The organism is Paenibacillus sp. FSL R5-0527 (assembly GCF_038008055.1).
Taxonomy (GTDB): Bacteria; Bacillota; Bacilli; order Paenibacillales; family Paenibacillaceae; genus Fontibacillus; species Fontibacillus macerans.
The window spans coordinates 1608171-1629811 of record NZ_JBBOYI010000001.1 but is presented as its reverse complement, the minus strand read 5'-3'; the positions used below and the strand labels follow the sequence as shown (position 1 = coordinate 1629811).

Here is a 21641-nt window from a genome sequence, read left to right as displayed (position 1 = left end):
GCAGCGGCTTGTTTCTTCGGAAGCAAGCCGCTGTTTTTATCTGCTCCATATCATCGTGGACATCGGCCATCGTCATAGCTTTAAATTCAACTTATATCGTTTTCTCCAATTACTGGGTGATGCTCCAAACTTAACGGCTCTGCAAACTTCACATTGTGAAAGTACCGATTGTTCTGCGCTGCGTGCTTAGCACGGTCTTCAGACTTTGATACGTCAAGTTCAACGAATTTACCGTTCGAATCCTGCAAAGTGATTTTTAAGCTGTCGGCGCCTACGTTTAGAGTCAATACCGAGCTCGGCTCAACATCAACTTTTACGATTTCGAATGGGGATATGTCGATCATGGCCTGCAGTGCGATATGCTTAAAGGCGTAGCGGTATGCCCGGTTAACTGCATCTTTCTTGTAGCTTGCCTCTATAACGCCTTTGCCTGCCTTCACCAAGTAATTCAGCGACTGCAATTCAACAGGAATTCTAGGCGCGATCGTCAAGGTATGATGAATCAAATCAGGACGCATGCCTAAGAAGTACTGATACCATACGCGAAGATGCTCGGCATTCGACCAGGCCTGCAAATAGGCACCTGTCAGCTTGGCCCAGCTCTGGCCTTCATGCGGATAGGCGTTCATATTTTCACACAATCCCCCGACTACCCCAAGATTCAAGGCCTGCCAGTTCATGTTCTTGAACAGCTTGTACGCCGTCTCTTCCTGTCCAAGTTCAATCATGCGCTGCATGGCTATGCCGTTCAACCAGAGCCACACGGCACCATTATGGTAAGCCGCGTCTTTATGGTAATGAGGCGTCAAATGAAAGGGATGGAACAACGGATGATGCCGTTCCAGAGAAGAAACGCCCCATGGGTAGACGAGTTCTTCCCAAGCCGTGCGGATTGCCTGGCATTTGAACTCATGGTCTTCAAACAGTTCGAAGGCGAACAATTGGTTCGGCCTTAATGAGAATTCCGCCTGATCATGCGCGTCTAAACGATCCGCCAAAAATGGATGCGCCTGATCCCGAAAGTCGATGCCGAAATGATGCTGCAATTTCTCGGCGATGCCATTCCATTTGACGGCATTCTCCGTGTCGTTCATAAATTCGGCGAAATAAACGCCTGCACGCAATTGATTGTACCAAAGCGCTTGAATGTCATTAGCGCGGGTATCACGCGGTGAATACGAGTTCAAGTCGGCATCCCTCGCATCCATCCAAGTTTCATTAGCGGCGTGCATCAGGTAGCCCTTTTCATCCACCCAATATTTAATGGAGCTCTCGATGCTATTACATACGGCAGGGTATAGTTCCTTGATAACATCCGTATCCCCGGAGTATTTCACATAATCCTGCAACTGGATAATAAATCGCGGTGTACCATCCGTCGTATGGTAATCGATATTTTGAGGAGCCAGGATGTTTGGCACTCTACCGAAAAAGACCGAATTCTTATCCGTATTCTGGAACTCGGCAAAGGACAGCAATATATTTCTGGCCTTCTCGAACTGTCCGGTAACGAGACAGGCCCCGGTCAGAGATATAAACTGGTCTCTTCCCCAATATTCATTGAACCAGGGCAGACCGGCATATATGCCGTCGCCCTGCTGTCTGGTAACCAACTGATCCATCGTCATATGAATCCAGTCCAGCGCCAGAGCGAGGTCCTTATCATCGCTCTCCAGATGAACATTGTGCTGCAGAAAATCCTCCATCCGTTTCATACGTGCAGTTTTCCATTGGAGGCTATTGTCTCTGGTACCATGAATCAAGGCTACCGCTTCATCCGCCGTCTTCTCCGCCGCGATATAGAATCCGCCGGCATTTGCCCCGGTAGTTAAAATGCCCTGCTTAAGTTGAACGGCTTGCCCGTCCTTGGAGCTTACGGCAATGATCCAATCCCCCTCCATCGACTGGAAGAAGACATTTGTCTCTTGCTGGCTCAGCAGCTTAAGCTTCTCCCCCGTGAAATGAATTCCGATCGTACGCTCGGCTCCGGCAACTTGAATCTCCAGTATGTTCTTGTAGTCGAACATCCACAGTTCTTCCTTGAGGCCTCCTTCGTGAATCCGTTCCATTTTGTAAGGATAAACCCAAACCTCGGACTTTCGGTTGTCCAGTGCTTTATGGTCCGCAGTCAGAGCATAGCCGCCAAAAATCCGGTTCTTGGCGATGTTCATCCCCGCAAAGAAAGAGTGCTCCGCATGATTCGTATCATGAGACTGCGTAAAATAATATGCCGCCTCTTTATTCGTAAAAGAAACAGCCCGATTCGCTTCTGCGGGTACGAATATTCTCATTGCATCCAGAATGTTGCTGTTCGGTTGATGACTGCTCATAATTAACCTCCTGAATTCGCCTTAATCGCTTAAATACAAGGCCGCCATGAAAGATCACAGCGGCCCCTGGTAAACAGTCCCATTCTTTTACTTCAAGTCTATTCTTTGACAGAACCTACTACAATCCCTGAAACGAAATATTTCTGCATGAACGGATAAATCATCAGCAGCGGCAAAGTAGAAACTACGATTTTGGCTGCGTTCAAGGTCCGGTCGGAGATCTTCGCAAGCTCCATTAGTTTCTCCGGATCGGTAATGTTCTGAACCTCTACGCTCAGCTGCTGAATATAGGTCTGCAGCGGATAGTTTGAAGTTTTGTTGATATAGACCAGTGCGCCGAAATAATCGTTCCAATGGCCAACAATCGTAAACAGCATGACCGTCGCCAACGTAGGCAACACAACGGGAAGAAAAATGCGCATCAGGATTCTCCATTGCGAAGCCCCGTCAATCGTGGCCGCTTCTTCAAGCGACTTCGGCACCCCGCGAAATGCGTTCATCAGCAGGATGACGTTGCCGATCGGAACGGCCCCTGGCAAAATCAGGGACCAAATGGAATCGAGCAAATGAAGCTGTTTGACCACCATAAATGTAGGGATCAGACCGCCAGAGAACAGCATGGCGAAAATAACGATGTTCATGTACACCTTCTGGCCGCCGAACTGCCTCGGGCTCTTCGATAACGGGTAAGCGGTAAAAATCATTAGCGTCATATTGACGAGCAGACCTAAGGCTACCCGTTCGACCGAGATCATGAACGAACGCCAAAACTGGGAATCCGATAGCAATTTCTCATAGGAACTTAACGTCGGATTGACCGGAAAAATACTGACCAGATTCGCGGAAGCTGCCGCGTTATCACTGAAAGATATAGCTACCAGGTTAAGCAAAGGAACTAGACAAGATAAGGTAAACGCCAGCAATAATATCCAAATAATAATATCTGCAATGCGGCTTTTTACGATTTGAGCGGTAATGGGAGCCACCCCCTTCTTCTAGAAAATGCGATAATCAGTAAGTTTTTGAGCTAGCTTATTCGCGGAAAGAATCAAGATAATACCGACCACCGACCGTAAAAGGCCTACTGCCGTTCCCAAGCTATATTGTCTTTCCACGAGACCTACCCGGTACACGTAGGTATCAATAATATCCGCAGTCTCATAAACCAGCGGATTGTACAGGTTAAAGATCTGGTCGAACCCGGCATTCAGTACATTAGGCAGGTTCAGGGTCGTAACGAGAATAATCGTAGGCATCATGCCCGGAAGCGTAATATGCCACAGCTGCTTCCAGCGATTTGCTCCGTCAATGGAGGCTGCCTCATATTGGCCCGGATCAATCGACGTCAATGAGGCCAGGTAGATGATCGATCCATATCCGAATCCCTTCCATACATCCGTTAGAACCAGCATCGGTCTGAACCAGTCGTTGCTGGCCATGAATAGGATCGGGTCAATGCCGAACCAGCCGAGGAACGTATTGATCGGGCCCTCATAAGAGAAAATATTCATCACTACGGTAGCCAGAATCGCCCAGGACAGAAAGTTCGGCAAGTAAACAACCGTTTGCATAAAACGTTTGGCAAAACGTACGCGCATTTCATTCAGCAAGAGAGCAAAAATGATGGATACCAACGTTCCCGCAACAATTTTCCACACAGCAATGATAATGGTATTGGCAAAGATCAGTTTGCTGTCGGGAATTTGCAGCATAAACTTGAAGTTATCCAGGCCTACCCAGGCTGAGCCGCCGATCCCTTTGGCAGGAATATAGTTCTGAAATGCCATTACAATTCCAAACATCGGAATAAACGAGAATATAATCAGAAAGATCATGCCAGGCAGCATCATGAAGTGGAAGGCTGCTTGATCTTTTTTATTCTTCATTAAGGATCATCTCTTTCAACTTCAATTGGAAGCGAGCGCTTCATTAACTTCCTTGGTAATGATATCGCCACCGGTCTTCTTCCAGCTGTCGACAAAATTATCGAAGGCATCGGGAGTCTGATCGCCGGTAATAATTCTCAAATACATTTCAAGTTCCATTTTGGATAAGGTCGGCCATTTCAATGACATGGAAGGCGTCGTTCCAAAGAACACCGGATTGACCTCCTTGATATTCGCCTCCTTCACCATGCTCGCTGTACTAATGCTGGATGCATAACCTGCCCATGCTACCGAATCCGGAGCCTCGCCTTTCTTCACGCTGTCAAGATATCTCTTGTAAGAATTATACGCGTTGATGTCATTGTTGCTGATCAATTTGCTGGCATCGCCTGTTTCCAGGGCTTCCTTCATAATGTCAACGTTGCGGTAGAAAGCGTCATAGTAGTCGATATTAACCATAATCGGAGATCCACCTACGTTAAGATTGCTATAATCCTCGAACTCTTTCAGAGTCGCTTCGTCCTTCTCTTGATAGCGCTGATAATCAAATTGGAGACTGACCATTTTTACGGCTGCCTCAGGATGTTCGAAGCCTTTGCGCACAACCAGGTAGCTACTGGAAGGATTTCCGGTGAACATCGTAAGCGAACCATCCTCGGACTGCGGAGCTACATAAGATACCCACTCTGCATCCGGATTAAGCTTAAGCGTATCCGCTACTGTCCAGCTTCCCCACCAGTTATCCAGGAAGGAACCGCTCTTGCCGCCAGTAAGCAGCGCTTTACGGTCATCCCCTGTACGAACCGCGAGCTGGCGGTCGATCAGGCCTTTCTTGTACATGTCGGCGATTTTAGTAAGCGCAGGCTTCATTTCGGGCTGGATCGAACCATATACCGCATTTCCGCTGCCGTCGTCAATCCACTGTTTCGGGTACGCTCCGTATAAGGAGAAGATGTTGTTCAACGAATATTGGCCGCCGGAAATACCGGCAACGTTCTCATTGTCAACGACGAGGCCAACCGTTTTTCCCGGTCCGTTACCGCCCGGATCTTTTTCAATGAACTGCGTAATAATGTTCTCCACATCTTCCAACGTCTTAGGCTCTTTAAGTCCTAATTTGTCCATCCAATCCTTCCGCAGCCAGAGGACCCCCGGACCGTGAGAAATTTCCGTAGTTGGAATCGCCATCAATTTACCGTCGAATTTGGCATTCTCCAGTACACGTCCGCCGTAGGAATCATAGATCTCTTTAATCCGGTCGCTTGCCGTATTGTTATATGCTTCTGTAAGATCAGCGATCAAATCGTTCTCATACAACTGCTGTAATGTTGAATAATCAGGAACGACCATAATATCCGGAATTTCGCCGCTGACGATCGCCATCGATACTTTCTGGTTGTAGTCTGTTCCGTCATTGGCTTCGAACTTTGCAATGTTCTGTACGTTAAGCTTCTCCTTGAAGTATCTTGTCCAGACATTGTCCGTAGCGTTATCCTTCTCATAAGGAGTTCCATCCAGCATCGAATAGTTCGATGCCGTTTGACCCACTGTATAAGTTACGGTCTCGGGATATTTCCCAAAAGGAGTAGTCATCGCTTCTTCCCAAGCAGGAGCATTCGCAGTAGCTGCTGCAGAACTGTTATTTCCCTTGTCGGAGTTTTGGCAACCGGCGAGGGACGCTGCCACCAGTAGCGCTGCCAACACAAGTGAACTTGCACGCTTTGTTTTTGATAACATCGATAGACCTCCCTATTTTTATCTTATTAAATTTAATAGCGTTTAACTCACACGATTTTAAAACGGTTTCAAAGCGCCGGCTTGCTAAAAAACCTGAATTCCATAAGTACAAATTTATTCTATGATTGACATGAATAAACGTAAACGAAAAAAAATTACGTTTTATATCAAAAAATACTCGCATTCTCCAGGTCAAATTGCCCGTTCGATAACCGGTAAAGTAAAATCATGCTGTAAAGCAAAATCATGCTGTACATGAAGCAGGAGGATATAATGTTAACGATTCTGGTGGTAGACGATCATAAAGAAGAACGCGAAGGGATCGCCTTCCTTATTAAAGAGTTGGGTCTCCCTCTTCAGCTGGAGACGGCAGACAATGGCCCCAAAGCACTCGATTACTTGAAGCGGCAATCCGTCGACATCTTGTTTACCGATGTAAGGATGCCGCAGATGGACGGTCTGCAGCTAACGAGACAGGCTCTGGAGCTTCACCCCGGGCTCAAGGTCATTCTGTTCAGCGGCTTCGCTGAATTCGAATATGCCAAGACGGCTTTAGCTTTGGGAGTCTCCGATTATCTGCTCAAGCCGATCAATGTCGAAGCTTTCCAAACGACGATAAAAAAAGTGATAGACGAATTGACTGACCGGCAGCAGCAGGACGAAGCCTCGCAGATGAAACAGGCTTATGTAAAGAAACATATTCTCTTTACCTTGGTTAACGGCATCGGGGAACCGCCGTCCATGCAAGGATTGTGGCATGACTTCCCTACCTACTATGAAGGAATGCTCCTGCTGGAATTCGAGAAAAATTTCTTTGAGAACGCTGATCCGGAATTCGAGGAATTTCTGCTCTCCCTGCTCGATACCCCAGCCGACTATTTAAACATGAACGGCTGCCAGAGTCTACTGCTGTTCCCTGAGCAAAGCGGTGTTCATTCAAGTATTTCCTATCAAAAGCTGGCAACGCGTATTCATGATCATATTTTGATGAAATATAGAGCAACCTGTTACATTGGCATTAAAAAAGGGTTAACCGCCATACAGGACCTGTCCGAGATTCTGCCGGAATTGGAGCAATTGATGGAATACCGCTTCTTCCTGCCGGATACCTTCGTGTTTGACACGAAGAATGAACTTCTGTTCTCCGAGCAGCTATTTCCCGACCTGTCCGACACCCAGATTATTGAACAAATCCGCAGCAATATAAAGGACAGAAATATTTTTAGCTTGAAAGCCAACATAGAGTTGCTCTATCAGAAATACTTAAGACAGATTCGGTTTTCGCAATTGTATGTCAAGCATACCTTTTCAACGGTATATCAAAGTATGATGTCTTCCATAAAAGCATCGGAGCGGGAAATCCATCTGGGGATTGATAAAATATATAAAGCTGACGATTTGAGAGATATCAAGAGCATTGTTTGGGAAGGAGTCGTCCACCTTGAACACAGCTTCGGGAATGCGGAGCCTGCCCAGAATAAGGATATCATGTCTATAAGACAGTATATTGAGGATCATTTTGCCGAGGATCTGAGTCTGGAGCTTCTTGCCTCGAGAGTATATTTGTCCCCCCATTATTTAAGCTCGATGTTCAAGAAAACGACCGGCTGCGGGATCAACAAGTACATTAAAAACGTACGCATGCAGAAGGCAAAGGAACTGCTGACAAACACCCATTTGAAGATAGCCGATGTATGTAGCGCTGTGGGTTACCGCAACATCTCTTACTTCTGTCAGAATTTCCGGGATTTCTATGGCCATACCCCCGAGAAATTCAGACAGTATAACCAAGGTGACCTTGAATCCGTGGAGGACTAACATGCAAATCTGGCGATCTCTCAAGAAGTATATCCATGACTTGAACTTTCAGACGAAAATCAAACTCGCCTTTTTGCTAATCAGCATGATTCCGGTCATCGTACTGGGGAGCTTCTGTTTCTCGGAGACAAGATCGCTGCTCATCAATCAGTCGAAATCCGATTTGAACGCCGCCCTGAATCAAAGCGCTTTAACCCTTAACAGTCAACTGGAAGCATACAATAAAATCGTAAACTTTCTGAGATTCAATCAGGAAATCGTAAATGCCGCCAACCATACGTATACCAGTACTTTTGAAATGTACGACACTTTCGTCAACGTGATCGATCAGAATTTCTATACCGCACGCAATTTGAACACAAGCATCGAACAGCTCACGCTATATACGGGAAGCAATCTCCATCAGCATGGGCAAACGGTACACCCTATTGATGAAATCAAGAATACTGACTGGTATCCGCCGGTCATGAACTCCACCAATGTATTGTGGTTTTCTGACAACGATAAAATTTTTAGCGTCACCCGGATTCTTAATACGAAAGAGAGAAATCCGAAAGATAATATTTTGTATGCATGCATCAACTATGAGAGTCTTATGCAGCCTTTTGAAACGTTGGAGGCTCAGGGAGCGAAGCTCCTTATATTGGATGGTGAGGGGCAAGCTGTATATTCCTCGGAACAAGAGTACCCTGCTTCTCTTTTCACGGAACCGTCCGTAGAGGAATTGGATTGGAATGGAGAGAAATATACCGTACTGCATTCAAGCATTTCTACCTCTGGGTGGACGGTATTCCTGTACAAACCTACAGGTCTGATTACCAATTCAGCCTGGCGGATCGTCTCGACCGTTCTGCTCATGATTATAGCCTGCATAGCCGCGGTAGCTGTAGCTGGCTCCCTGTTCTCACGCAAATTTATATCCAGGATTCAGCATCTGCGAAATAATATGAAGACGGTTGAGGAAGGATCGTTGGAAGTGACTGTATATAGTGACTCCAAGGATGAGATCGGGGATCTGATCCGGGGCTTCGGAAACATGGTCGTCAAAACGGAGGACTTGATCAATAAAGTGTACCGAGAAGAAATAGCGCGTAAGGAATACGAAATGAAAGCTCTGCAGGCCCAGATCAATCCTCATTTCCTCTACAACTCGCTCTCGCTGATCAATTGGCGTGCGCTGCGGATCCATGCAACCGACATTAGCGAAATGGCCCAGCTCTTATCCACGTTTTATCGCACGACGCTCAATAAGGGCGACAATATGATACTGGTAGCGAATGAGATTTTAAATGTGCAGTCGTATATGAAGATCCAATTGATTATGCACAGCAACAGCTTCGATGTAGAGTATCAAATAGACGAAGCCATTCTCGCCTATCATATGCCTAACCTGATGCTTCAGCCGCTTGTGGAGAATGCGATAATTCATGGAATCGAAAACAGGGGCAAGGGTGGAGAGATTAAACTATCGGGCAGATTGGAGGATGGTTGTATCGTTTTTCAGGTAGAAGACAATGGAATCGGTATAGAACCGGAACGCCTTGTTCAATTGCTTGAATCCAAACCTACAGGCTATGGACTTAAAAATGTGCATGATCGTACAAAAGTGATGTACGGCCCGGAATACGGATTATCGATACAAAGTGAAGTGAATCAGGGGACCAGGGTTACGCTAAAATTCCCGGTAAACAAACACTGATAAAAGAAGACGGATCGCAGGATACGATGGAGTGACATCGCTCTCCGGAAATCCGTCTTTTGGAGAATTCCAGATGCCGGCGAAATCGCTAATACGAAGGCGCTCACTTGAGATTTTACTGATATTCCGCAGTTTCGTCCAGCAAGGTAATGACAAGTTGAATCCCGTCCTTAATGCCTTGCATGTACAAAAGTTCATTCTCTAAAGCCCGCCTGAAGTGATGCTTATCCTCCCAATCCATATACTCCGGCAGCTTCTTTTTATCCTCGTCGGGAAACATCGCCTCAAAAGCCGAATGTTCTTCGGCACGAAGTTTACGCATCTCAGGATCACGTGCGATCCGTGCCGACACGTCATCCAGCCTTTGCTGAATTGCGCTTTGCAGCCATGCTGGAAATTGCATTGTTTCTTCCCCTCCTCTAAAAATAACCTTAGCTCTATTATGGAGGAGTTTATAATTGAATTTAATGAGTTTTGAGGGTAATATTTTTGATAGTTTTAAAAGGTTAAGTTTTAGACGGATCGATCTCAATCTTCAACCCTTCCCCCCTCAAACCGGGCAACACAAAAGGAACCCGCATCTTTTCGATTCCCGTTTTGTCATTTACTAAGGTAAAATAAGCCAATAAAATGCCTTTAACGGCATTTTTCGTGGACAGGTTCGCGCACCAGCAACTCGCCAATGGTAACCTCCCTTTCGCTCTCACCAAACCCGAGGGCAATATGATAATCGAAAAAAGGAACGGAGCTCTTGCTTCCGCCAAGACACACAATCGGGAATCTCCATTTGGTAAAATCCTTTACCGTAGCCTCGGCCTCTTCTAAGGTAAGAGTTTTAGGCCCAACGTTCAGGTTGCTTAATCCATGACGTATCACTGGATAATACGCAAACTCCATGAGGTGATCTCTAAACTTAGGAATTAATGCCCCATGTAGATAGCAAGGGCCGATCATTCGGCAAAACCTCCCTAGCCCGACCGGTGAATACCCTGATAAATCTAATTTTTGGTTCCCTAGTACTTGACGCTTCTTGGGTGATAGCCACAGAATCGCCTTGTCCATCGTTATTTTCATTAGAGCTTATTCCATCATTTCAGTTATCTACCATTAGTTTCTATGGTATAATTTGGTTTGTACAACATATCAGCTAACAGGGCGGCAGCCAAATCTCCCGGAAGGGAGGTGAGGCTATGACAGTATATGAAGCATTATCCTTGATGCTCGCATTCGGCATGTTTCTGATTGCCGTGCTGTCTTTCCATAAAAGGAAATGAGCCGCCCTGTGATTAGGATGACGGCTCATTTCCAATGACCTGAATCTGGCTGCCCGCTCTTTTAGCGGTGGTTGTACAGGGGACCGGCTGCAACCGGTCCTTTTTCTATTTTTATGTTATCACATTGAAAATATTCAGGCAATGCATTTACTTTACAGCGCCCGTTCCGGCTAACACGTCGTCATCTTTTATACTAAGCTTACCGGTAGACAGCTGGCGAGCGAACTGGAATACGTATCTCGACCGGCTGGGCAATTTTCCGGACAAGCTAGCCACCGAGCTTAAGCCCGCCAATTAATTCTATAGAAGCGGAGTTGGGTTGACTCCAACAAGCGTAAACGGCTGCCGACGTTCTCTCTGGCGTCGGCAGCTGAACCAGTAAATCAAAACAGCCTGGATCGAACGCCTTACGCTACCTTTCTATACGATTGCCGGATTGGGCCCGAGAATTCGCAAGTGTCAAGTTGCGAAATTTCGTATGGTGTCCAAATATTTTCCCCGGTCGTATTGAAAGTTTAGTTCATGCGATTCGCTAATATGTCTGACTTCTTCCAGCTTTTCAACTAATTGTTCAGCAAACTCAATTATATTGTTGCGTGAGAAAACAAATCGTTTTGAAGACGGTAAAGACTTATCCATAAACGGGGATTGCTCTGTAAGCCAGATAACAGCGTCATCTTCATGGAAAACATCCACGTAATATCCCCCGCAGCCAAATATTCCACACGTGCATGTAAACATCGGATATTTGCCTGGACTAAGCAATGATTGAAAAAAAACTTTTTCCACAAAAACCTCATCTTCATCAAATTTGTGTCCATTAACGTAGAGATCAACTCTGTAATCCAGCACCGGCATTAACACTCTTTTATGCTTGGAGATCTTTTTGTACTCCTTCCTGACCTCCATCTCAATCTCAACGGATAAAGTATCGTGCATTAATTTCATTTCGTAAATGCTCCTCTCCCAGGAGTACACCAGGTTCATTCCAAAAAACGACTATATCGAGTATAAAAAGTCGTTATCATATCAAAGAAATTTTGACGCAAATCTGCTAAGTGATGATCACTTTTGATTTTGGTTTTTATGTATTCGAATATTTTATCCTGTTCCCTTTTATGTGTGACGACAACAAAACTGTAATCTAGCCCCATAAAACCACCTCATTGCGATATGAATTAACTATTATTGCAAAGTATACATCCATGACACGAGAGATAGACACCATGCTTATCGCATTTCGGATAACCGTATGGAATGGTGGGGCTGTCATCTCCTTCTTCAATCTCAGACCATTCCAAGTAGTTGTTTATATCGACACTTCTTTTTTCAAAAGCACTAATCATTAATTCAAATTGTTGCAAGCATCTCTGGACCATTTCTTGATTAGGTTCATAATTGAGCCGTTCCCATCCTAACCCGTCCATAGCTGATGCAATAGTTCTAAGCATAAATTCTTTCTCCGCTTCAAAAGAGTCGATTGTCCACGGCATTTCATCAATGTCAAAACCCACCGTTCCAATCCCAACGCAAGCTTGATCCCTCTGGGCCAACCAGATGACCAGTTCTTTCTCTCGGTTTGTTGTAGCTAAGATCGACCCGCTTAAAGCAAGGACCTCAATAAAAACGGAAGTCAATCCATTGGACATATGCAAATCTTCAACGGAATAAGCCGGATCTTCGGGTAATGAAATACTATTCCCCATCCCCACACCCACTTTCGGTTCTTTTAATAGGATTTGAAATCCTCGTCATAACTAAAAACTCCAAATGAAGCGGGCTTGGATTTCTTATCCTTCATTCGATTCCCTCCTTAGCTTATCCTTGCCCTAATCGGGCCAGCGCGCGCTTGGCGGCAAGCTTTCCATTATGCATTCCATGTTGTGAAAGCTCTCTTAATTTCTCTCTAGCCGGCAAATATTTGTGATAACCCAAAATGTCGCATGCCCGTTCTTGCACATACATATCCTCGTCATCCAAAAACTTTAGCAGAGTATCCAAGTGGTTATACGGCGTTAACGCCAAAACACTGTAAATATACTGGCATCTTACATCATCGTCCAAATTGGGGGGTTGCAGCATATGATTGATTTGCTCAATACTTTGAAGGTCAGCAGCGTTCGACTCTTTATTGTTATTTTGACCTTGCGGATAATCTTTTTTCAGATCGTCCCAGTCGTGATTCGGATTTTGTTCCAATGCAGCAATAAAAGAGCCGGCGCTCCTAAAAGCAGGAGAAAGATCGGTTTCTTCATGATTCAAATAACAACATATTGAACTCCCTGATACCAGATTGACTTATTGTAACCACAGTATTCCCATTATATGTTAAACCCGGATTTTAAGCATTGAGGTATAGTAAAGCTTGTGCTACGATAAAAATAGTAAAGGAGCCGTGCTCGCAACACGGACTCCCTGTACACTTGCCGCCTTAAAGAGCGGTCGGCTGTGCTAAGGTGCTACGATCGAAATAGACCGCATCCTTTGCGTGGAGGGCGGTCTATTTCTTTGTGTTTTGATTAAGCGCTATAATGGCCACAACCAACGTCAACAGCGCAATGATTAGCGCGCCAAAACTGATCATGATCATCAAAGTGTCTTTAATCGCCACAGGCATCACCTCCCTTCCGGGAGATTAGCCGACCACCCTTATAAGCCAGTTTCGTGTACATGCTTATTGTAACAGAATTTGGCAGCCGGGTAAGAAATGATTTTAACAATTTTATTGTTATTGCTCGTACTTTGCCAGAATCCTCCCAACGTATTGCCGAAAACCCTCCCGCACTTCGGATGGCCCCACAATTTCGCATTTATCCCCAAAAGCGAGCAGCTTGTCGTAACCAAATTCATTAGGAATGATAGGATACGCAGCCAAGCAAGTATTTCCCTCTACCTTGATTACATTTCCTTCGCCAAATCGCTCAATCACTTTGTCCATCATAGAGCGGTCAATACGGATCGTAACCGAAACCCAATCTTGATTCATCCAATCCGCTCCATCCATCGGAAGCGGCGAAAAATCCCGCGGCACAAAAGTTTCCGGAGAAACTTCCAGTTTGCTCATACGAGCCAGTTTGAATATCCGGTAATCCCTTTTTTCAACACAATAACCTTGCAGATACCAGCTGCTTTCTTTGAATACGACCCGGTAAGGTTCGACTTTTCGGGAACTTACATGGCCCGCCTTATCAACGTAATCAAAGATCAGGCAGCGATCTTCATTCAAGGCCGTTTCCACATGGCTCAGCAGCGTGCGCAACGATTCATTTCCCTGATTCAACGATAAATCGACAACAAACTTTCCTTCCGGAATCGGTGTCCCGTCTTCATGACCAATAGCGCTCAATTTCTCCAGGACATGGACAATTTTTTTATGATTAAACAGCTGCTTATAGCTTTTCAAACTGGTTACCAGTGTTTGAACGTCTGTACGCGTAAACAACTTTTTGTCCACTTTATACGATTTCATCAGGCCAACGCCGCCCGTTGCTCCTTGATGGGTGAAGATGGGCAGCCCGGCAAACGTCAATGTATCGATATCGCGGTAGATGGTTCGTCTGCTAACCTCAAGTTTCTCGGCCAGTTCCCGCGCACTGATAACCTCGTGTTCCAACAATATGACGATTATCGCAATTAAACGGTCTATTTTCATGCCGCACCTCCTCCTCAAGTATGCCATACTGCTGTCATATTTGGCATGCTACGCTATATGCGCATTCAAAATGAACCTTATGGAGGCAGTTAAAAATGAGCAACTTCAACATTGAAAGAAAGGCATCTTTCCGTATGATCGGATTTAAAACCGCATTGACAGGCGCAGCAAGCGTCCACTCGCCGTATTTTTCCAACCAGAAGACTTCGTTTTTCAAAAGCACCGTAGACAACGGGAAAATGGCGGCATTGCGTCCATTGGCAGAAAGCCTCTACGGTTACGCTGCCGTGGCCATGAATCACGACACTGCGTTTTATTATGCCGGCGTCCAATCTTCCCGGCCCTTGCCGGACGGGGCAGAAGAAGTATGGTTCCCGGAAAGCGAATATTTGGTTCTATCGGGCGGCGGCGGTTTGTCGCGCCTGGCTTTTGATAAACTGGAGGATCAGGCTTTTGGGACCATCTTAACGGATACTTATGAGTGGGAATATTCCGGCGCTCCAGTCGCAGAAATTTTGCTTAACGGAAATCCGGCAGACGCAGAAGTGGAAGTATGGGTGCCTGTAAAGAGACGTAATGAGCAGTAGACTTATATAGACCGCATCCTTTGTCTGGAGGGCAGTCTATTTCTTTGTGCTTTGATGGATCGCTACAGTTCTTTTAACTTCACAGCCTTTTCTCCCAGTCGTCCCGCCCTAACTGGCGCTCTCCAATCCGCCAAAATTAAGGACAAAGCGGGATTCCCTCCCGGTTCCCTCTTCCGGGATAATAAAAGAAAGAAATATCCCTTAAAAAAACAAAATTGGGAGGGAATGTTGATGTTGCACCGTTTAAAAGGAATGGCCCTATTATCACTGAGCTGCTTGTTAGCCTGGACCGGATGGGCCGGCTCCAGCCAGGCCGCCGCTTCTCTATCGGAGAAGGCTCTCGAAGCTGAGGTGGAGTGGAGCAGAGAGTACGGCGAAAGCTACGCTTCTCCCCAGGGGCGTTCGGTGATCCCCACTACTGATGGGGGTTATGCCGCGGTTGGCGCTGCCGATAACGGCGGCGAAGAGGTAGGGTATGTGGTCAAGGCGGACGAGGATGGTGCCGTGGAGTGGGAGCAACGGCTGCAGATCACCGGAGACTACACCAAGGAGGGCGTTGAGGCCCGCCAAATTATCCAGACGCAGGATGGAGGATATCTCGTAACCGGTGCGATCACCGACCGAACCGAGAGACCGATCACCCTTCCTTATTTGGCCAAGCTTGACGGCCAAGGACAAATCGAATGGGCCCGCTATTATAAAGACCTATATATCGGAACGCATTTATATGCGGGATCCGTGGCGGAAACCCCGGACGGAGGTTTTGCCGTTACCGGGTACAGCGTCAATTCGTATTGGGAAGCCCCCGCCTACCTGCTTAAGGTCGACAATGAAGGAAACCAGCTTTGGTTTAAAACGTACCGCTTTGGGGAAGGAAATAACCAGGTTTTTAATGAGGTCATCACCGCGCCCGACGGAGGGTTATTGGCGGTAGGCTATATCGACAGCGTGATCAACTCGGACGCGGACGCCTCCGTGATCGTGAAGGTGGACGCCCAAGGTGAAGTCGAATGGGAGCAGAAGCAACCCGCTCCGCAGACCGGCCGCGCCGCCTATTCGGCTCAATTGTCGGCGGACGGAGGTTATATCGTATACGGGTTGATGTATCCAAACGATGAACGAACCGCTTTTCTCCTGAAAGCGGATGCAGATGGCAATATCGTTTGGGAGAAAAACTATTCTCCCCGCGACGACAACGGCTCTTACAGACAATTAGTGACCACAAAGGACGGATACGCTCTTTTAGGCAGTTCGACCCGCAAGGAAGATTCGAAGTATCAATACCAGATCTCCTTCATCAACCAGGATGGCGAGCTGACCGGCAAACTGCAATATGCGGCTCCGGGACTTGCCGCCGTAGGAAAAGGATCCCCCACTCCGGACGGAGGCTTCATCCTGTCGGGCCAAGTGAAGGAAGAGGGAAAATACCGCATGCAGTTGGTTAAGCTCTCGGGAACTGGCCAAGAGCCTGGTGATCTGGAATTGGCGGACCTTCGCTTCGTCGATTCGGCCGTGAAGCTGGAGATCGGCGAGCGTAAGCCGAGCGTCCTCGAAGCCGTTTATACGGACGGAAGCGTCACCGATGTGACGTATTTTGCCGGCTTCAGTTCTCTGAATCCGGAGATCGCCGACGTGGATAAGGCAGGCGTGCTCACGGGCATATCCTCCGGAACCGCCGATATTGTCGGCGAATACGGCGGGCTTAGAGCCGTTCTATCGGTTACGGTTAATGACGGCTCAGGTGAACCCCAGCCCGGCCCCGGACAATTCTACCTGGATTCGGAAGACTACTCAGTAACTGTCGGCAGTGAGTTGGATATCGAGGCGTTGTTCACCGGCGAGGACGGAAACACGTTGAACGTCACCCGCGAAACCCAGTTTACGACGGCTAACCCGAAAATCGCCCAAATTGACGAAAGCGGCTATATCACCGGCATTAGCCCGGGACTCACCTCCGTGACCGCCGTCTACCAAGGCCATGCTTATACGTCCACCCTTCTCGTCGTTAGACCGTATACACCGCCCGTTGTGATGGACGACTTTGACGACTTTAGAGTAATTGAGGATTTGGACCGGTAAGAGCCACGCTGCCGCTTACCGCAAAAGCCCATCCATTTTTAAATGGACGGGCTTTTTGCCGTTTGGACTTCTAATTGCACCGTTGCTTTCGAACCGTCATCGGTGTCAAACCTCATCTCCCAGTTCCCTTCCTGATCCGGTCCAAAAATGTGCTCATATGTCGTGTTCTCTCCGGCACCAAGCTTAGCTTGAACCCAAGTTAGGTTCGTTGGAGAAATTAGTTTATAGTTGACGGAGCGTTATCAGATCGTCGGAATTGGTAAATGCTGAGCATGCAGAGGTAACCGCAATCAAAAGAAGTGCTGCTGCCAGAGCATATAACCTCTTTTTCATATCTACAACTCCATATTCATAATATATTTTCCTTTTTAAGTTAACTCAAATGCTGTATTGTGTAAATACTTGCTCAAAATTGGATTAGACGGAGGAAACATTTGCGACATGTTCAAAATCAAATTATCCCTGGCACCGATTGTACTAATTATATGCACTCTGGGATTCGGAGCGATTTCCCTGTTCGTACAAGACAACGAAATACGCCATTTCGATCAGGTTATCGCCTCGTGGATTCAGCATTGGGAGACCCCGGCTTTGACGGTGTTTATGAAGTTTTTTACGACGATCGGCGGGGGGCTGCCGCTGATTCTTGTGATTATCACGGCCATGGCAGTTTTATATACCGTCCTGGGGCACCGGAGAGAACTTGTCTTCTTGGCCGGTGTTATGCTTGGTTCAACCGTACTGAACTGGGCACTAAAAACGCTGTTTCATCGCGCGCGCCCCGTCATTCACCGGATTATCGAAGCTGAAGGCTACAGCTTCCCGAGCGGACACTCCATGGCCGCGTTCAGTTTTTACGGCGCCCTTGCTTTTCTGATTTGGAGACATGTACCCACTTCATTGGGCCGCTCGCTAATGATCGTTCTGAGTACCCTGTTTATTTTGGCCATCGGAATCAGCCGAATTTATTTAGGGGTGCATTACCCGAGCGATGTTCTCGGAGGTTATTTCGTTAGCGGGTGCTGGTTGACTGCGAGCATTTTGTGGTATAAGAAAAACGTACTCGATCGTACTCCCTAAGAAGCCAGACTGCATTAAGCGGCAGTTTTAAACCGCGATAGAATGCGGGGCATGAAGCCGCCTAACAAGAAGGGTAGTTCCACGAAATGCAAAAGTGCAGGCGGTTTTTGTCGAAATCCCTCAAAACAGGCAGTTCAAATGCCGTGGGGAAAGTGCAGTTCGTCTCCGGTCAAAAGCTGCTTTTTTATCGGATAGGCCCAAATGAGATGTACTTTTGCACTTCAATCGCTCTAAAATCGTTATTGGCGAAAAATAGGATGCACTTTTGCAGTTGACCACATCGCCCCCATCAGGTCGTCCTTCTTCCTGTGAAAAACGATGAACTCGGCTTTCAGCTTTCAGCGTTCAACTCCACCGCTCCCCAGCATCTCATTAGCTATGGTCAGAAAATCTTCCCGGCTGATTTCGAATTGTCCGAAGCGAAAGGAATATCCCCAGTTGCGTTTTCCCTTGGTGAACGTAAGCTTGTCCAACAGAGCGGCGATTTTAACGGTGCGGCAGGGGAAATAATGCATATTCCGGCGATATGGAATAAAGTCATCGCTCATTTTAAATGGATATACGATATCGTCTGCCACCTGGCCAATCGCCGTAAACGCCTGCAGAACTTCCCCGCCCTTCATCTCTGTCCGCGGCGAGTAATAGATGAGCCAATCGCCCGACCGCATTCTTCCGAGCGGGCGGGCTTTCCCATGGCAAGTCTGGGCGATCCCTTCCCTAACCCCGCGGCTGACATGCGATGCGGAGACTACGCCAATCCAATAGCGGCTCCCTTTAGTTATATCGTTCCCGGCAAACCCCAAATCAGGTGACTTGTCGATCATTTTATCGCGGCCTCCTTTTGATTTGTATAACGAAAGTATACAAAAACGCTGCTGACAACAGCATGTCAGTAGCGTTTCACGGATTTGCAGTGCATATTAGTTATATGGTTTTATTGCTTTGATAACCGCCGATTGAATATAGTCTTCCAAATAGCCGCCAGGCTCCCAATCCTTAATAAACTCATGGGATTGATCTTTCGGTTCAACGGCAATTTCCTGAAATCCGCTGTTCCGGAGCATTTCCTTAACTTCTTCGACGGTATTTTGATTAATTAGATAATTTAAAACCCAGCGGATTTCATGAACAGCATCCGCCAGGTTGTTTGTCTGCCTTTCGAAAAACACAGCATAGCTCCGGAGACAGCAGCCGGTTGACTTCGGCATGGTTTAATTCATAATAGCTCCATGTGCCCTTAGTCTCTCTGGTGATTAATCCGGCTTCAAACAGAATCTTTAAGTGATACGAAAGTTTCGATTGCGGCATATCCACGATATCCATTAAATCGCAAACGCACACACTTCCTTTTTGCGTCAGTTCATACATAATTTGCAGGCGTTTTTGATCGGCCAGCGCCTTGAACTTAGCTTCATATTTTGCAAAATCAACCGTTTCATCCGCCTTCGAAATGACGGGCAGCTCTCTTATCATATCACCACGCTCCTTTAGCAGCAGGCTGGGCAACAGGGTGCGGCCGATTTCGCAACCAGCGTTTGGAAAATCTTCGCTTGTTTCCGATCTTTTCGGTTCGGCCACATCCATGCCCGGCGCGCCTGTTGTTCAATTTCATTTTGCTGGAACTGCATGAGTTTCTCCATGACATAGTGATTCATCATCGTGCCCCCACCATTCATCAAATATTTTTGATGTACGAATCATATCACGGCCAATTGGGAAATTCAACATTAAATCAAAATAGTTTGATTTTTTCTATTCCGCACAACATAAGTGATTGATAATATAATTGATTGATTATATAATCTGTTTTGCTGAGTTCGCCAATTTTAATGAAAGGTGTTAACAGATGACCTCACCCGAAACCTCCATCGCTGAAATGGCGGAAACGCTGAAGTTGCTTTCGGATAAGACGCGTTTAATGATCGTCGCCCTCTTGAAAGAACAAGAGATGTGCGTATGCGATATCGTGGATATTCTTGAAACGACGCAGCCTAATATCAGTCAACACTTAAAGAAATTAAAAACGGGCGGAATTGTGAACGAAACCCGCCGCAGCCAATGGATTTATTACGCATTAAACGTCGGCGACAAACCTTATTTGAACGATATCTTAAATCAACTCCCTTCCATGAAGGAGAAAATAAAAGCCCATCATCCTAATCGTTGTTGTTAACCCGGGAGGTCTCCTATGCTTATTATCGCCACAATGGTCTTTCTTGTTACCTTGATTTTCGTTATCTGGCAGCCAAAAGGGTTAAACATCGGGTGGTCCGCATGCGGAGGCGCCATTGCCGCCTTAATCTGCGGCGTTGTAAATCTGCAGGATGTGTGGGACGTAAGCCGAATCGTTTGGAACGCCACATTGGCGTTTGTTGCAATTATTCTGATTTCCCTTATTTTGGACGAAATCGGCTTCTTTGAATGGGCCGCGCTGCATATGGCTCGTTTTGCGCGCGGGAACGGCATACTAATGTTCATCTACGTGATCCTGCTCGGAGCCGTTGTTGCTTTTTTCTTCGCCAACGATGGGGCCGCCCTTATTCTTACACCGATTGTCCTGGCCATGGTCAGGGCGCTCCATATGGATGAGCGCATGATCATTCCCTTCATCATGGCCAGCGGCTTCATCTCTGACACGGCATCGCTGCCGCTCGTTGTCAGTAACCTTGTGAACATCGTTTCGTCCGATTTTTTCGGGATTGCTTTCTTGGAGTACGCAAGCCGCATGATCATCCCGACCCTCTTCTCGGTTGCTGCGAGCCTGCTGGTTCTATACTTGTTTTACCGGAGGAGCATTCCGAAGAAATACGACGTATCGCAGCTCCTGAGAAATCCGGTTGAAGCGATCAAAGACGTTCGTTTGTTCAAGATTTCCTGGGTTATTTTGGCGGTCCTCTTTATCGCCTATCTCGCCAGCGAATTTATTCAGATCCCCATCTCCATCATTGTCGGCGCGGCAGCTTTGGTTTTACTGCTGTTCGTAAAACAAAGCCGGGGATTTCATCCCTGGAAGCTCGTCAAAAGCGCTCCTTGGTCTGTGGTGGTTTTTTCCATCGGTATGTACGTGGTTGTCTATGGGCTCCGAAACGTAGGTTTAACGGATCAACTCGCGGAGATGTTCGAATGGATCGGGGCTCAAGGCCTGTTCGCCGCAACGATCGGGGCTGGATTTATTGCGGCAATCCTGTCGTCCGTCATGAACAACATGCCTACGGTCATGATCAACGCCCTGGCCATTGACGGAACAAGCGCAACCGGACTAATAAGGGAAGCATTCATCTATGCGAATGTCATTGGTTCCGATTTGGGGCCCAAACTTACGCCAATCGGTTCGCTGGCCACCCTGCTTTGGCTCCATGTCCTAGCAAACAAAGGCGTTAAAATCACGTGGGGCGCGTATTTTAAGACGGGTATCGTCTTGACGGTTCCCGTATTATTTTTAACGCTCTGCGGTTTGTTCATTGGGCTAAAAATAATAGGTTAGTTCAAAAAAATAATG

Annotated in this window: 22 protein-coding genes; 8 read left to right on the top strand and 14 right to left on the bottom strand. The window is 46.8% G+C overall.

The window, feature by feature from the left end; all coding sequences use genetic code 11:
- Positions 1-86: 86 nt before the first annotated feature.
- From NYE69_RS07285 to NYE69_RS07270, 4 genes are all read right to left on the bottom strand, one after another.
- The gene (locus NYE69_RS07285; protein WP_340925511.1) at positions 87-2330 is read right to left on the bottom strand and encodes an amylo-alpha-1,6-glucosidase; all 2244 of its coding nucleotides are present in this window, start codon (positions 2328-2330) and stop codon (positions 87-89) included.
- A 98-nt stretch (positions 2331-2428) separates the two neighbouring features.
- On the bottom strand, positions 2429-3307 hold the full coding sequence (locus tag NYE69_RS07280) for a carbohydrate ABC transporter permease (RefSeq protein ID WP_410998849.1): 879 nt from the start codon (positions 3305-3307) through the stop codon (positions 2429-2431).
- An 18-nt stretch (positions 3308-3325) separates the two neighbouring features.
- Positions 3326-4216: an ABC transporter permease gene (locus NYE69_RS07275; protein ID WP_328269497.1), complete on the bottom strand. Its 891-nt coding sequence runs from the start codon at positions 4214-4216 to the stop codon at positions 3326-3328.
- 21 nt (positions 4217-4237) lie between these two features.
- The gene (locus NYE69_RS07270) at positions 4238-5953 is read right to left on the bottom strand and encodes an extracellular solute-binding protein (protein WP_036626397.1); all 1716 of its coding nucleotides are present in this window, start codon (positions 5951-5953) and stop codon (positions 4238-4240) included.
- Positions 5954-6226: 273 nt separating this feature from the next.
- On the opposite strand from NYE69_RS07270, the gene NYE69_RS07265 reads away from it, so the two are divergent.
- Positions 6227-7771: a response regulator gene (locus tag NYE69_RS07265; protein ID WP_340925503.1), complete on the top strand. Its 1545-nt coding sequence runs from the start codon at positions 6227-6229 to the stop codon at positions 7769-7771.
- A gap of 1 nt (position 7772) precedes the next feature.
- Entirely contained in the window at positions 7773-9470 is a 1698-nt protein-coding gene (locus NYE69_RS07260) for a cache domain-containing sensor histidine kinase (RefSeq protein WP_340925501.1), read from the top strand.
- A 115-nt stretch (positions 9471-9585) separates the two neighbouring features.
- On the opposite strand, the gene NYE69_RS07255 is transcribed toward NYE69_RS07260, so the two are convergent.
- Both NYE69_RS07255 and NYE69_RS07250 read right to left on the bottom strand, forming a co-directional pair.
- A complete protein-coding gene (locus NYE69_RS07255) occupies positions 9586-9873 on the bottom strand; it encodes a hypothetical protein (RefSeq protein WP_326043690.1) in 288 nt (95 codons plus the stop codon).
- Positions 9874-10106: 233 nt separating this feature from the next.
- Positions 10107-10544, bottom strand: a complete 438-nt coding sequence (locus NYE69_RS07250) for a hypothetical protein (protein ID WP_340925498.1) — start codon at positions 10542-10544, stop codon at positions 10107-10109.
- A 116-nt stretch (positions 10545-10660) separates the two neighbouring features.
- Here NYE69_RS07250 and NYE69_RS07245 point away from each other — a divergent pair, with 116 nt between their 5' ends.
- Positions 10661-10744: a putative holin-like toxin gene (locus NYE69_RS07245; protein WP_326043699.1), complete on the top strand. Its 84-nt coding sequence runs from the start codon at positions 10661-10663 to the stop codon at positions 10742-10744.
- A gap of 459 nt (positions 10745-11203) precedes the next feature.
- On the opposite strand, the gene NYE69_RS07240 is transcribed toward NYE69_RS07245, so the two are convergent.
- The 5 genes from NYE69_RS07240 to NYE69_RS07220 all read right to left on the bottom strand — a co-directional run bounded on the left by NYE69_RS07240 (position 11204) and on the right by NYE69_RS07220 (position 14396).
- On the bottom strand, positions 11204-11692 hold the full coding sequence (locus tag NYE69_RS07240) for a hypothetical protein (protein ID WP_340925496.1): 489 nt from the start codon (positions 11690-11692) through the stop codon (positions 11204-11206).
- 230 nt (positions 11693-11922) lie between these two features.
- Positions 11923-12450 carry a hypothetical protein gene (locus NYE69_RS07235; protein WP_340925494.1) on the bottom strand — a complete coding sequence of 176 codons (528 nt, stop codon included), beginning with the start codon at positions 12448-12450 and terminating at the stop codon, positions 11923-11925.
- Positions 12451-12562: 112 nt separating this feature from the next.
- A complete protein-coding gene (locus tag NYE69_RS07230; protein ID WP_340925492.1) occupies positions 12563-13006 on the bottom strand; it encodes a HEAT repeat domain-containing protein in 444 nt (147 codons plus the stop codon).
- A 238-nt stretch (positions 13007-13244) separates the two neighbouring features.
- On the bottom strand, positions 13245-13361 hold the full coding sequence (locus NYE69_RS07225) for a putative holin-like toxin (protein ID WP_340925490.1): 117 nt from the start codon (positions 13359-13361) through the stop codon (positions 13245-13247).
- Between the two features lie 111 nt (positions 13362-13472).
- Positions 13473-14396, bottom strand: coding sequence for a helix-turn-helix transcriptional regulator (locus tag NYE69_RS07220; protein ID WP_340925488.1), 924 nt, complete (start codon positions 14394-14396; stop codon positions 13473-13475).
- A 95-nt stretch (positions 14397-14491) separates the two neighbouring features.
- On the opposite strand from NYE69_RS07220, the gene NYE69_RS07215 reads away from it, so the two are divergent.
- From NYE69_RS07215 to NYE69_RS07205, 3 genes are all read left to right on the top strand, one after another.
- Positions 14492-14983, top strand: coding sequence for a GyrI-like domain-containing protein (locus NYE69_RS07215; RefSeq protein WP_340925486.1), 492 nt, complete (start codon positions 14492-14494; stop codon positions 14981-14983).
- 231 nt (positions 14984-15214) lie between these two features.
- The gene (locus NYE69_RS07210) at positions 15215-17062 is read left to right on the top strand and encodes a hypothetical protein (RefSeq protein ID WP_340925484.1); all 1848 of its coding nucleotides are present in this window, start codon (positions 15215-15217) and stop codon (positions 17060-17062) included.
- A gap of 441 nt (positions 17063-17503) precedes the next feature.
- A complete protein-coding gene (locus NYE69_RS07205) occupies positions 17504-18142 on the top strand; it encodes a phosphatase PAP2 family protein (protein WP_340925483.1) in 639 nt (212 codons plus the stop codon).
- 338 nt (positions 18143-18480) lie between these two features.
- On the opposite strand, the gene NYE69_RS07200 is transcribed toward NYE69_RS07205, so the two are convergent.
- The 3 genes from NYE69_RS07200 to NYE69_RS07190 all read right to left on the bottom strand — a co-directional run bounded on the left by NYE69_RS07200 (position 18481) and on the right by NYE69_RS07190 (position 19615).
- Positions 18481-18966 (bottom strand): EVE domain-containing protein, encoded by a 486-nt coding sequence (locus tag NYE69_RS07200; protein ID WP_340925481.1) that lies wholly within the window; start codon positions 18964-18966, stop codon positions 18481-18483.
- 96 nt (positions 18967-19062) lie between these two features.
- Positions 19063-19311: a hypothetical protein gene (locus tag NYE69_RS07195; protein WP_340925479.1), complete on the bottom strand. Its 249-nt coding sequence runs from the start codon at positions 19309-19311 to the stop codon at positions 19063-19065.
- Positions 19265-19615: an ArsR/SmtB family transcription factor gene (locus tag NYE69_RS07190; RefSeq protein ID WP_082207944.1), complete on the bottom strand. Its 351-nt coding sequence runs from the start codon at positions 19613-19615 to the stop codon at positions 19265-19267. The genes NYE69_RS07195 and NYE69_RS07190 overlap by 47 nt, the downstream gene beginning before the upstream one ends.
- 373 nt (positions 19616-19988) lie before the next feature.
- Here NYE69_RS07190 and NYE69_RS07185 point away from each other — a divergent pair, with 373 nt between their 5' ends.
- Entirely contained in the window at positions 19989-20315 is a 327-nt protein-coding gene (locus NYE69_RS07185) for an ArsR/SmtB family transcription factor (RefSeq protein WP_340925477.1), read from the top strand.
- Positions 20316-20330: 15 nt separating this feature from the next.
- Positions 20331-21626 carry an arsenic transporter gene (locus NYE69_RS07180; protein WP_340925475.1) on the top strand — a complete coding sequence of 432 codons (1296 nt, stop codon included), beginning with the start codon at positions 20331-20333 and terminating at the stop codon, positions 21624-21626.
- Positions 21627-21641: the final 15 nt, after the last annotated feature.